Here is a 12,735-nt window from a genome sequence, read left to right as displayed (position 1 = left end):
CGAATACGTCACCCCGCTTTAGCCATTCCTCCACACGCTGAAAATCCGGATTATTCTGCATGTCACGCGCCAAGGCGTCCCAAGAGTCGTAGCGATGCAGCGCGCCATGAGTTGAACGGCGCCCAAAACGGAAAAGCTCCCCGCAGTCTTTGATAAAGCTTCTTACCGAGCCAGCTGGGTCGAATACATCCACGACGCGCCCACTCCTTCGGCCACGGATCAGCAGCGCCAGGACGCCCCACTCGTTCCGTACAGGGAATACTGCCGCCGTCTCAGGAAGTGTATCTGCAGGATATTCAAGGAACTCGGTCTGCTTGGATGCATCAGCCGAAAAGCCCCCAATTGAACCCAGTGGGTGCACGTCAATCAGCATGTTAACGTAGTCTGCCATCCTCGGACCGGCACGCAGCGAGACGGTCATATCGCTATTCAGTGACGTTCCACAGGACGGCAGGTCAAAGCCTTGGAAGTTTTGGTAGCGATCCCCTAACATCAGCACTGGTAGACCGCTGAGCCGCAGTATCTCTATCAGCACTCTCGGAGCGTCATGCAGCTCATCAATCATGATTGTGCCGTAGCGCTCCGGTACCGCCTTGCCGGACATGTGCAACATCTTGATTATGTGGTAGCCACGTAGTGGTATATCTGGGTGGGCCAAGCTAACCATAGCGCTCCACAGCTGCCGTGCCGATGCTATAGCAGCTGCCGCTTGTATCTTTGTCATCCTCAAGCGCGTACCAGGAGATATATGGTCCTCAGAAATGTGCTTGTCTAGACTGTAGCAATACCTGCGCACAATCCCCCAGCTCTGATCTGCCAACTGATCCAAGCCAATTCGATTGTGATCGACGAGTTGAGCGCGCTCGCAAAGCAATGCAGCCGAGTACCCCGCCCTGAGCGCGCTCACAAGCCCCAGTCGTTGATTTCCGTCGGCCAACAGCTCAACGGCAAATTCACTGTAGGTCTGCAGCTTGATGCGGTTTCTGTAACTCTGGAGTTTTTTCCTACCCATCCTCTGTACCAGAGGCTGGTGCTTTTGTGGCTGGTCTGCCAGAAAGGTCACCGGCTTGAGGCCTTGCACAGCAATCCGCTCTATCAATTCATAGATCATCGCAGTCTTGCCGGTTCCCGCGAGTGACTGGGAGCGGACATTTTCCTCAGGCATAGAAAGCACTGCATCCAGGAACCTTTTCTGGCCCTCACTGACATCCATCAGCGCGCCGTCATGCCGCACCATCTGGAAGGGAGTAGCCGACCTCCGCCTTTGCTGGCTGTATGAAAAGTCCCATGTACCATCACCATGCAGGTAGCCCTTCCTCAGTACATCACCCTGCTCCATGAAGTGCACGGCAAACTGCGCCGCCAGGATGATGCCCTGACTCACCATGCTGTTGTCATACTTCTGCTGGAGATAGGTCTGCAACTCTGCAATGGGGATTTGGATTGTCTGGGCGAATATTTTCTCCAGATTTTCAGGAGCCTGCGCCTGTCCCGATAGTTTCGGCAGATTCTGCAGAAATACCAGAGCGGCCAGCTCCGGCTGGGAAAGCTGTGAAACAGTCAGTTCGTGTGCAGACAACATAGACACGCACACCTCATGGCTTATTGGTAAAAACCATGCGTAACTCATCCTGGATAGCCTCTCGAAAATAGCTGCGGCATTTATGTCAATCGTGTCTGGGTGGGTAGCCAGTGTCTACCATTTCTACAAATATCCAAATCAAGGCAAAAGATAATCTGCAGTGGCAGACGGCAGCTGTAAAAGCTATTGTTTGGCCAGCATTCAAAGGAAAGCTTGTCATGGACGATTTCACACCATCAGACCTCAAAACCATTCTCCACTCCAAGCGCGCCAACATCTATTACCTGCAACACTGTCGGGTACTGGTAAAAGGCGGGCGTGTCGAATACGTCACCGACGAAGGCAAGCAGTCGCTGTATTGGAACATTCCCGTCGCCAACACCACCACGGTATTGCTGGGCACTGGAACCTCAATCACTCAGGCTGCAATGCGTGAGCTGGCCAAGGCTGGTGTGCTGGTTGGTTTTTGTGGCGGAGGCGGTACCCCGTTGTTCAGCGCCAATGAGGTCGACGTCGAAGTAGCCTGGCTCTCGCCACAGAGTGAATACCGACCCACTGAATATCTGCAAGGCTGGGTGCGTTTCTGGTTCGACGACAGCCAGCGTCTGGAAGCGGCAAAGATATTTCAACGAATGCGTCTGGAGCGTATTGAACGTCTGTGGCTGAACAATCGCGCCCTGCAGGATGCCGGCTTCAATGTGCCCGCCGAACGCCTGAAGCATTTGCTCAAGGAAACCGAGGCACGCAATGAGCAGGCGGGCGACAATACCATGCTGTTGACCGAGGAAGCCCGCCTGACCAAGGCACTGTTCAAGCTGGCCGTGGATGCGACAGGCTACGGTGACTTTACCCGCGCCAAACGCGGTACGGGTGGAGACCCGGCCAATCGCTTTCTGGATCACGGCAACTATCTGGCCTATGGCCTAGGTGCTACCGCGACATGGGTGCTTGGTTTGCCACATGGCCTGTCGATCCTGCACGGCAAAACCCGGCGAGGTGGCCTGGTGTTTGATGTGGCCGATCTGGTCAAGGACGCCACCATCCTCCCGCAAGCCTTTATTTCTGCCATGCGTGGCGACGAAGAGCAGGAATTTCGTCAGGCTTGCATCGACAGCCTGACCCGCAGTGAATCACTGGACTTCATGATCGATGCGCTCAAGGCCGTAGCTGATCAACTGGGTGGTGCTGGTCGATGAATATCCTGTTGGTGTCACAGTGCAGCAAGCGGGCATTGACCGAAACCCGGCGTATTCTCGATCAGTTCGCCGAACGCCGTGGCGAGCGCACGTGGCAAACCGCGATTACCCAGGCGGGTCTGGATACCTTGCGCAAACTACTGCGCAAGACTGCACGCAAGAACACCGCAGTGGCCTGCCACTGGATACGTGGCAAGGATCACAGCGAGTTGCTGTGGGTGGTGGGCGATGCCCGGCAGTTCAATAGCCGGGGGGCAACACCGACCAACACGACAGAACGTGATGTGTTGCGGGCGGGGGATGAGGATGATTGGCATACCGCAGAGGACATCCGGTTGCTGGCCTGTCTGGCCGCGTTGTTCCATGACTTTGGCAAGGCGGTGCTGGCATTCCAGAACAAGCTGGAAAAAAATCTGGCGGTTGCCGACCCTTACCGGCATGAGTGGATTTCGTTGCGCCTGTTTGAAGCTTTTGTGGCTGACTTGTCTGATGAGCAATGGTTGCAACGGTTGGCAAGCGTCGATGGCAAGGCGACCAAGGCCTGCATAAAGGCCTTGAAATGTGATGGTCTGGGCGAATTTCCTGGTCCGTTCAAAAAGCTTCCACCACTGGCCAAGGCCGTAGGTTGGTTGATTGTCAGTCATCACCGTGTGCCCGGTGTACCCGGCCCGCAGGTCAATTTCAATGAGCATCATGTGAGGGGCTTGCCGGATGGCATCGGCAAAAGCTGGTGTGGCGAGCGCCAGGGGGCAAGTCCAAAAGAGCTCAAACAGTGCTGGGACCTGAGCCAAGGCCTGCCTTTCGACAGCCAGCACTGGTGCGAGCATGCCCGCAAACTGGCGGAGAAAATGCTGGAAAGGACCGGTCTGTTGGATACCGACTGGTGTGCCAATAACTACGCCATGCACACCGCACGTCTGACACTGATGCTGGCAGACCACTACTACTCCAGCCAACCCAGTCATAGCCCTTATGGTGATGCGGGATTCGCACTCTATGCCAACACCGACCGGGAAACCCGCAAGCTGAAGCAGCGCCTTGATGAGCATTTGATCGGTGTTGAGGTCAACGCCAGCCGGATCATGCGTAGCCTGCCGCAGCTAACTAACAGCCTGCCGAGCATCGCCCGGCACAAAGGCTTTCGCCAGCGCAGCGCAGACCGGCGCTTTGCCTGGCAGGATAAAGCCTTCGATCTGGCTGAAGGTTTACAGCTCAAGAGCGCGCAGCAGGGCTTTTTCGGCGTCAATATGGCTTCCACCGGTTGCGGTAAGACCCTTGCAAACGGACGCATCATGTATGCCCTTGCCAATCCTTCGCGGGGGGCACGCTTCAGTATTGCCCTGGGGCTACGTACCTTGACCCTGCAAACTGGCGAGGCCTATCGGCACAAGCTCGGTTTGGGCGATGACGATTTGGCGGTCATGGTTGGCGGCGCTGCCGTCCGGGAATTGCATGAGCTCAAGCAGAGAACCGGCTCGGAATCCGGTGCGCCTTTGCTACCCGAATGGCAGCATGTCCATTTCGAGGGCAGCCTGGTCGATGGACCCCTGAGCCGCTGGCTACATGAAAGCCCGACAGCGCAACGGCTGCTGGATGCCCCGGTGCTGACCTGTACCATTGATCACCTGATGCCTGCCACTGAAGGTACACGTGGCGGCCAGCAAATTCCGCCCATGCTGCGCTTGATGAGTTCCGATCTGGTGCTGGATGAGCCGGACGATTTCGGTCTCGAAGACTTGCCAGCACTGGCGCGCCTGGTCAACTGGGCGGGGATGCTTGGCAGTCGCGTGTTGCTTTCGTCTGCGACCTTGCCGCCCGCGCTGATTCAAGGTTTGTTTGATGCTTATCTGGCAGGGCGTCGCCAGTATCAGCTCAATCGAGGGCAGCCCGGTCAGTCGTTATCGGTGTGCTGTGCCTGGTTCGATGAGTTCAGCCCGCTGGCTGGCGAGCATGCCGATGCCGATAGTTTCCTTGATCAGCACCAAGCCTTTGTGGAGCAGCGTCTACGCAAGCTTGAGCGTGCCCAGGCAGACGACAACCGGCGCAAGGCACAGATCAGGCCGTTGAATATCGCTCAAGGGCTGGCAGAACCTGAGCAGTTTCAGGCGTTCGCGGAATGTTTGAGTGAGCAAATCATCGAGCTGCATCAGGCGCACGCGCAGCCTGACCCGGTCACCGGCAAGCAGCTCAGTATTGGCCTGGTGCGTATGGCCAATATTCATCCGTTGGTCGGTGTAGCCCAAACGCTTGCTGGCATGCCTGCGCCAGCCGATACCCGTATCCATCTGTGTGTCTATCACTCCCAGCATCCTCTGCTGGTGCGCTCAGCCATCGAGCAGCAGCTGGACAGCCTGTTGGCGCGGCATCAGCCCGATCTCTGGTGGGCCTCGGAACCGGTCAGGCAATTGCTGGATCAGCAGCCCGAGACGCAGCATGTTCTCGTCGTCATGGCGACGCCGGTCGCGGAAGTCGGGCGTGACCATGATTACGACTGGGGAATCGTCGAGCCATCATCCATGCGCTCGATCATTCAGCTGGCCGGGCGAATTCGCCGCCACCGTCCCGGCAGTATCCAAACAGCCAATCTGCATCTGCTGGATACTAATCTGAAGCACCTGCGTAGCGGTCTGGCCACCCCGGCATTTTGTCGACCCGGCTTCGAAAGCCCCGAGTTCCGCCTGCGTAGTCACAGCCTGCAAGAGGTGCTGACAGCGGCACAGTGGCAACGTATCGACGCCAGCAGCCGCATTCAAACCAGCGTAGAGCCCGACCCAACTGGAAATCTGGTGGACCTGGAGCATGAGGTAACCCGCCAATGGGTGCAGGGGCCAGCAGCCGGTTCACCGCTCAAGGTCGTACCGGCCAGTCTCTGGTGGCAGACACCTGCGCCACTGAGTTCGGCGTTGCAGCGGAAACAGCCATTCCGCCTGGACCCACAGGGGCGTCAGCGCTACGTATTGATGCCGGATGATGGAGAGCCGCGTTTGCACCGGGTAGAAAAGGATGGTGAGCTGGTCGGAGTGAATCATCTGAAAACCGAAATCACTTTTGAGCTGGCGCAAGGCGTAAGCGCCTGGGGGGTGACAGATTACCTGTTCGAGTTGGAGAAGCTGGCCGAGCAGTTGGATATGACGCTTGAGGATACTGCCCGGCGCTATGGCTTTCTGGATTTGCCGGCTAAGGGCTGTGATAACGGTTGGAACTATCATCCGGTATTAGGTTTTAACCGGATTACTTGAGTTGTAAGGGAGGGTGTTGAATGGGAAGGGATTATGATTCATTGACGCCAGAAGAGGTATGGTGTGCTATTGATGGGTTCATCAAAGAACGCCTTCAGCTAAAACTTGATAAATTGAAAGATAACCAAGACGTGGAGCGCGCACGAATATTGGCAGCTCATGAGCCAGAGACCTGGTTGTCTGTTACAGCAAGGCGCGCATCACAGCTCCAGCAAATAACACACGCCATAAAGTATTCTCATCCTGATGCAAGAGGCTCAAACCTCTTCAGTCTCGGCAACCAGAATGTCGGCCAGCACTATATTGCTACACATTCACTTGCGGGAAATATGACTTTTGATGTGGCTAGTAGTGCAGGAGCTGAGCCTCTTGGCGCCTATTCCTTTTTGAGGGTTAAGGTCAGAGATTTCACCCTTTTGGATCTTGTGATAGAAGATAACAAAGCACTCTATGAAGCTTTGTCAAAAGTATCAGATAAAGCAGATGTATGGATGGAGTCTTTTGCCAGCTTCATGAATAGCAAGGGAGCGCCTGCAACGCATACCTTGGCAAAGCAGATATATTGGCCAATTAACAAAGACCAATATCACCTCTTGGTTCCGATGTTCCCGTCTTCTCTTGTACACGCCGTTTGGACAACAGTGCGAGAGCATCGATTTTCTGATGAAACAAAGGCTGCTCGAAAAGCGCGTGATAGCAAATCTCTCTATGCTCATGGTTACCACGAATATCCAAATATTGTCGTTCAAAAATTTGGTGGCTCCAATCAGCAGAATGTGAGCCAGCTGAATAGTGCGCGTAAAGGTGAAAACTATCTTTTACCTTCACTGCCGCCCAGTTGGACCTCTGCGCAAGTCCGCCCGCCACTCTTTACCGACAGTGTCTTTATCAGCGGCTTCACCAGCCGTCGCTCGGTGGGTGAGGCGATCAATGAGCTTCGAAGTTATTTGCAACGGGTTGCGGGCATCAACAACAAGCCCGTGCGAGAGGGGCGTGCCCGTCGGGTACAAGTGGTGTTCGATGAACTCTTGCAATACGCAGGCGAGCTCTGGTCGCTGGAGCCCGGCTGGTCAGCGCAGGATGACTGCAGACTGAACATGGATGAGCAATGCTGGCTGGACCCGCAACGCAGTCTCGAAGACGAGGCCTTTGCGACGCGTTACCAGCAGGGTGACTGGCAGGATGCGGTGTGCCGGCGCTTCGCCAACTGGTTTAACGCACGTCTTGCCAAGGCCGGTGAGGGCTTGCCTGTTGGCGAGGATGAGGCATTTGAATGGCGGCGTTTGCTGGACCGTGAAATGACCATGCTGCACAGGGAGTTGCGCCATGACTGACATCAATACCCTGCTGATCCTGCCACGCCTGCGTGTGCAGGCTGCCAACGCGGTTTCAGGTCCGCTGACCTGGGGCTTTCCCTCACCTACGGCCTTTACCGGCTTTGCCCATGCACTGGAACGTCGTCTGACGGCCGATTTGCCAGCGGGTTTTCAGGGTGTTGGCATCATTTGTCATCGCTTTGAGCCCCAGGTATTTCGTCCTGCCGGCAGTTTCACCCGCGTGTTCTGCCTGACCCGAAATCCGGTAGGCAAGGATGGCGGTACTGCCGCACTGGTAGAGGAAGGCAAGGCCCACCTGGAGGTGACGCTGGTAATAGGGCTGGCCGACTGGGTACCGGAGGATGATCGTAGCGCCATGCTGGCGGTGATCAGCAATGCCGTTATGTCCATGCGCTTGGCGGGCGGCAGTCTACTGCCTCAGCGCTCAGGTAAACGCTATGAGCCGCGTCTGGAAACCTGGCCATCCGCCGAAGCGGACCGCCGCGACGCCTTCCGCCGTTTGCGCCGCCACTGGTTGCCGGGTTTTGCCCTAGCCTTGCGTGAGGATCGGCTTGCCGAAGCACTGCAGCACCTGCGCGAGTCTGATCCACAGGCAACGGCGCTCGACGCACTTCTGGACATGTCACGACTGAACATCGAACCGAACGTCGAGCCAGAGTCAGATGGTTCGACCCATTGGCATATTCGTCGACGTGACGGCTGGTTGGTGCCATTGCCGGTCGGATATGCCGGTTTGACCGAACTCTATGAACCGGGACAGGTGCTCAACTGCCGTGATGCACAGACGCCTGTGCGTTTTGTGGAAAGCATCTACAGCCTCGGCGAATGGGTCAGTCCGCATCGACTCGACTGCCTTGAGCAGTTGCTCTGGCATCACGAAGCGGACCCGGAAACAGGTATTTATCGTTGTATCAATCGTTACACCGACTATCAGAACAGTGCCAACAACGGCATAGCATAAGGAGCATGTGAAATGGCCAAGACCGAACTCAAAACCGCCTCCGTACTGGCATTCGAACGCAAACTCGACCCTTCGGATGCTACATTCAGCGCCGGCCGTTGGGATGATCGTGATCAGGCAGCCAAGTGGCCAGCGGTAACCGTGCGGGAAAAATCAGTGCGTGGCACGATTTCAAACCGCCTCAAAGCCAACGCCCAGGACCCCGCCAAACTGGATGCACAGATTCAGGCTCCCAACCTGCAGACCGTTGATGTTGCGACCCTGCCCAGCAATGCCGATACCCTGCGAGCACGCTTTACCTTGCGTGTACTGGGTGGTGCGGGTGTGCCGTCTGCCTGTAACAACGCCGACTATCAGGCGGCGTTGAGGGGTGTGGTGGATAGTTACGCTCAAACTCATGGGTTCAAGGAGCTGGCGCGCCGCTTTGCCTGCAATATCGCCAACGGGCGTTTTCTCTGGCGCAACCGCGTTGGTGCCGAGGCGGTTGAGGTGCGGGTTGCTCATCTGGAAAAGGGACAGGTCGTCAGCCAGTGGACTTTCAATGCCCATGATTTTTCACTACGGCATTTCGACGGCAGCACTAATGCTGATCTGAATGCATTGGCGTCGGTGATTGAAGCGGGGCTGGCTTCCGCAGATGGCTATGCTCTGCTCGATGTGCAGGCCTTTGCGCGGATGGGCGATGCGCAAGAGGTTTACCCATCGCAGGAATTGATCCTGGATCGTGGTGACAAGAAAGGCCAAAAGAGTAAAACCCTGTACGTCATTGATGGCGTGGCCGGCATGCACAGCCAGAAAGTGGGTAATGCACTGCGTACTATTGATACCTGGTATCCCACAGAGGAAGGAGCTATCGGCCCAATTGCTGTTGAGCCCTATGGTTCTGTCACATCTGAGGGCAAGGCCTACCGTCAACCCAAGCAGAAAGCCGATTTCTACAATCTGCTGGATAACTGGGTACTCAAGGGGCAAGCACCGGCAGAGGGCGATCAGCACTATGTGATGGCCACCCTTGTGCGGGGCGGTGTATTTGGTGCGTCAGACAAGGATTAAGTCATGGACCATTATCTGGATATAGCCTTGCTACCGGACCCGGAGTTCCCGACACCAACGCTGATGAATGCACTGTTCGCCAAACTGCACCGTGTATTGGTGCAGTTGAATAGCTCCGATATTGGTGTCAGCTTTCCGGCCATTGCCCGCCACCACTTGGGCAGCGTACTGCGACTGCACGGGAGTAAGTCGGCTCTGGAAAATCTGATGCAGCAAAGCTGGCTGAAAGGCATGCGCGACCACACGGAGGTTGGTGAAGCACAGTCTGTGCCGGCCAATGCTGGTTATTGTCGCGTGGTGAGGGTGCAAGCCAAATCCAGTGCCGAGCGTCTGCGGCGGCGCTATCAAAGGCGGCATCCGGAACAATCACCAGAATCGGTACAGCAGCGAATCCCTGACAGTATCGAGCAACGTCTGGAGCTACCTTTTATCCGGCTTAAAAGCCTGAGTACAGGCCAGGACTACCCGCTGTTTATCCAGCAACAACCTGCTACGGACAAGCAGACGGGGCTATTCAACACCTACGGCCTTAGCCAGACGGCCACTCTCCCGTTGTTCTGACCCTTTTTCAGGGCCCTTGAAAAAGGCCCTGAAAATCAAAAAGTTGTATATGTATCAGTCAAAAAGGCTTAGTGCTCAAAAATGGCAAATACTCTTTAACAATCAGCGACTTATGCGCTAATTTATCTACTGCACTGCCGGATAGGCAGCTCAGAAAATAGGCGGATGAGGCGGTTGAACAGGCGCCCCCTGCACTGCCGGATAGGCAGCTCAGAAAATCTGGTGACGTTCGCGTATCTTGCCTCATATCTGCACTGCCGGATAGGCAGCTCAGAAAAGAGCCCCTATGCATGCCCACGGGTTCAAGATCTGCACTGCCGGATAGGCAGCTCAGAAATATTTGGGCGGTACACAACACACGGATTTCTTCTGCACTGCCGGATAGGCAGCTCAGAAAATCACCCCGTACCCGGCCAGCATCTTCAGGCCCTGCACTGCCGGATAGGCAGCTCAGAAAATCAGTGCGGCGGTGACCATCGGCGGCATTGCCTGCACTGCCGGATAGGCAGCTCAGAAAGCGCGGCACTGGTTGCTGGCGCGGGGAGTGAGCTGCACTGCCGGATAGGCAGCTCAGAAAAGACGGACAGTGGTGCGACCAGCGCGACACATCTGCACTGCCGGATAGGCAGCTCAGAAACCCTCCCGCTTCTGGTGGGTGGCGAGGGCATCCTGCACTGCCGGATAGGCAGCTCAGAAATTCGGCGATGCGTACCGCGATCCGCGGGTGCACTGCACTGCCGGATAGGCAGCTCAGAAATATGCCGGGCTGGGCGCGTTGTACCTCTACGACTGCACTGCCGGATAGGCAGCTCAGAAATGGAAGGAAACCTCATCCAGCTGCAGAACGACCTGCACTGCCGGATAGGCAGCTCAGAAAAAGAGACGGGAGCCGGTGCGGGTCAGTCCAGACTGCACTGCCGGATAGGCAGCTCAGAAAAGCAGTACCGGCTGGTAATGCCGAGTGACATCCTGCACTGCCGGATAGGCAGCTCAGAAATTGTTGCTTTCCCACTCTGACCTTGCAGGGACCTGCACTGCCGGATAGGCAGCTCAGAAAAATAGCGATCAGCATGACACGCGCTTCTGGCGCTGCACTGCCGGATAGGCAGCTCAGAAAAAGAGCCGCCACGGAACGGCAGGCGCTCAGCCCTGCACTGCCGGATAGGCAGCTCAGAAATCTATCTGATCCAGCAGGGCGCGCTCGCGTTCCTGCACTGCCGGATAGGCAGCTCAGAAAAGGAAGAAGCAGCACCCCGCCAGAGCCCCTATCTGCACTGCCGGATAGGCAGCTCAGAAAAAGAGCCCGCGCAGATAGCGCGGGTCTGGGTTCTGCACTGCCGGATAGGCAGCTCAGAAAAGCGGGGAAGGTCGGTATTGGAGTGCATGGAACTGCACTGCCGGATAGGCAGCTCAGAAAATGCGGTCGGGCAGTACGCACAATGCACAGTCCTGCACTGCCGGATAGGCAGCTCAGAAATACCCGGAAATTCACCCGGAAGATTGGATCTCCTGCACTGCCGGATAGGCAGCTCAGAAAAACGACACCGCCGCCGCGCTCGAACTGCCAGACTGCACTGCCGGATAGGCAGCTCAGAAAAGACCGATGGAAGTATTGCGAATTGGGCCTACCTGCACTGCCGGATAGGCAGCTCAGAAAATGCGCGGGTGCTAATGGGCATCATTCACCACCTGCACTGCCGGATAGGCAGCTCAGAAAATCGATGTCAGTAAGGAGTATGTCAACGTGAACTGCACTGCCGGATAGGCAGCTCAGAAAAAATCATGAACTCCTGCGGGGGTGCCGTCATGCTGCACTGCCGGATAGGCAGCTCAGAAAACCGCAGCGCGGGCCGGTAAGCCCTTGCCACGCTGCACTGCCGGATAGGCAGCTCAGAAATCATGGGTCAGGTGTGCCCGGCACGGCTTCTCCTGCACTGCCGGATAGGCAGCTCAGAAAATCGCTGATCCGGTACAGCACTGCCTCGGTTTCTGCACTGCCGGATAGGCAGCTCAGAAAAGTCTCAATCAGCGCCACTTCGGCGCGGGTCTCTGCACTGCCGGATAGGCAGCTCAGAAAAGGCCATATGAGGTGCCTGCACCTCTTGCCCCCTGCACTGCCGGATAGGCAGCTCAGAAAATCCGGGAGCAGATCAAGCGCGGCGACCTGCCCTGCACTGCCGGATAGGCAGCTCAGAAAAATTCCGCTATCCGCGCCTTGTCGGCTGCGACCTGCACTGCCGGATAGGCAGCTCAGAAACACCGCAAGCAAGGGGGTGAGTGATGGACAACCTGCACTGCCGGATAGGCAGCTCAGAAATTGGCGGATGTCAACCTCAAGAACGTCAACCCCTGCACTGCCGGATAGGCAGCTCAGAAATCCATGGATACCACGTCCAGATTGGTGAACAACTGCACTGCCGGATAGGCAGCTCAGAAAACTACGACGCCGAGCGTGACGTGCTGATCCGGCTGCACTGCCGGATAGGCAGCTCAGAAAATTACGGCGGCTGCACATACCAGGGCGCCGGCCTGCACTGCCGGATAGGCAGCTCAGAAAAGCTGCCCGGCGAGAATCTCGCCGGTGACCGGCTGCACTGCCGGATAGGCAGCTCAGAAACGACCAAATAACTTAAAGGGATCAAGCGCTTACTGCACTGCCGGATAGGCAGCTCAGAAAAACAGCACGGCGCGTGTAGTCCCGGTGTAGATCTGCACTGCCGGATAGGCAGCTCAGAAAGATATCCAGCGACTCATACAGCGTAGTGCCGGCTGCACTGCCGGATAGGCAGCTCAGAAAAAGGCAAGC

7 protein-coding genes and 1 CRISPR repeat array (1 of these 8 running past the window's edge) are annotated in these 12,735 nt (G+C 56.5%); of the genes, 6 read left to right on the top strand and 1 reads right to left on the bottom strand.

All coding sequences use genetic code 11. From position 1 onward, the window contains the following. Positions 1–1,630 (bottom strand): hypothetical protein (locus BMZ23_RS10425; RefSeq protein ID WP_143069587.1); only part of this gene is annotated, 1,630 nt, incomplete at its 3' end. A 170-nt stretch (positions 1,631–1,800) separates the two neighbouring features. Between BMZ23_RS10425 and cas1f the strand changes: the two genes are divergently transcribed. From cas1f to cas6f, 6 genes are read left to right on the top strand one after another with little or no spacing between them, the layout of a single operon-like run. Further along, positions 1,801–2,778 carry a type I-F CRISPR-associated endonuclease Cas1f gene (gene cas1f / locus BMZ23_RS10420; RefSeq protein ID WP_093476526.1) on the top strand — a complete coding sequence of 326 codons (978 nt, stop codon included), beginning with the start codon at positions 1,801–1,803 and terminating at the stop codon, positions 2,776–2,778. Next, positions 2,775–6,017: a type I-F CRISPR-associated helicase Cas3f gene (gene cas3f, locus BMZ23_RS10415; protein ID WP_093476523.1), complete on the top strand. Its 3,243-nt coding sequence runs from the start codon at positions 2,775–2,777 to the stop codon at positions 6,015–6,017. Before cas1f ends, cas3f begins: the two co-directional genes overlap by 4 nt. 20 nt (positions 6,018–6,037) lie before the next feature. Beyond that, positions 6,038–7,351: a type I-F CRISPR-associated protein Csy1 gene (gene csy1, locus BMZ23_RS10410; RefSeq protein WP_093476521.1), complete on the top strand. Its 1,314-nt coding sequence runs from the start codon at positions 6,038–6,040 to the stop codon at positions 7,349–7,351. Next, entirely contained in the window at positions 7,344–8,315 is a 972-nt protein-coding gene (csy2, locus tag BMZ23_RS10405; RefSeq protein ID WP_093476519.1) for a type I-F CRISPR-associated protein Csy2, read from the top strand. The genes csy1 and csy2 overlap by 8 nt, the downstream gene beginning before the upstream one ends. A gap of 12 nt (positions 8,316–8,327) precedes the next feature. Continuing rightward, positions 8,328–9,368, top strand: coding sequence for a type I-F CRISPR-associated protein Csy3 (gene csy3 / locus BMZ23_RS10400; protein WP_093476517.1), 1,041 nt, complete (start codon positions 8,328–8,330; stop codon positions 9,366–9,368). A 3-nt stretch (positions 9,369–9,371) separates the two neighbouring features. Further along, positions 9,372–9,929 carry a type I-F CRISPR-associated endoribonuclease Cas6/Csy4 gene (gene cas6f, locus BMZ23_RS10395; RefSeq protein ID WP_093476515.1) on the top strand — a complete coding sequence of 186 codons (558 nt, stop codon included), beginning with the start codon at positions 9,372–9,374 and terminating at the stop codon, positions 9,927–9,929. 129 nt (positions 9,930–10,058) lie between these two features. After that, a CRISPR array of direct repeats spans positions 10,059–12,735; the repeat unit is 28 nt; unit sequence CTGCACTGCCGGATAGGCAGCTCAGAAA (it continues 411 nt past the right edge of the window).

Origin of the sequence: Halopseudomonas yangmingensis (genome assembly GCF_900114825.1) — a bacterium.
Classification (GTDB): domain Bacteria; phylum Pseudomonadota; class Gammaproteobacteria; order Pseudomonadales; family Pseudomonadaceae; genus Halopseudomonas; species Halopseudomonas yangmingensis.
The sequence above is the reverse complement of the archived record's forward strand: the minus strand, read 5'-3'. Positions and strand labels throughout refer to the sequence as shown.

Coding starts and splice junctions, on each gene's coding strand:
- cas1f (WP_093476526.1), top strand. CDS start 1,801: ATGGACGATTTCACACCATCAGACCTCAAAACCATTCTCCACTCCAAG.
- cas3f (WP_093476523.1), top strand. CDS start 2,775: ATGAATATCCTGTTGGTGTCACAGTGCAGCAAGCGGGCATTGACCGAA.
- csy1 (WP_093476521.1), top strand. CDS start 6,038: ATGGGAAGGGATTATGATTCATTGACGCCAGAAGAGGTATGGTGTGCT.
- csy2 (WP_093476519.1), top strand. CDS start 7,344: ATGACTGACATCAATACCCTGCTGATCCTGCCACGCCTGCGTGTGCAG.
- csy3 (WP_093476517.1), top strand. CDS start 8,328: ATGGCCAAGACCGAACTCAAAACCGCCTCCGTACTGGCATTCGAACGC.
- cas6f (WP_093476515.1), top strand. CDS start 9,372: ATGGACCATTATCTGGATATAGCCTTGCTACCGGACCCGGAGTTCCCG.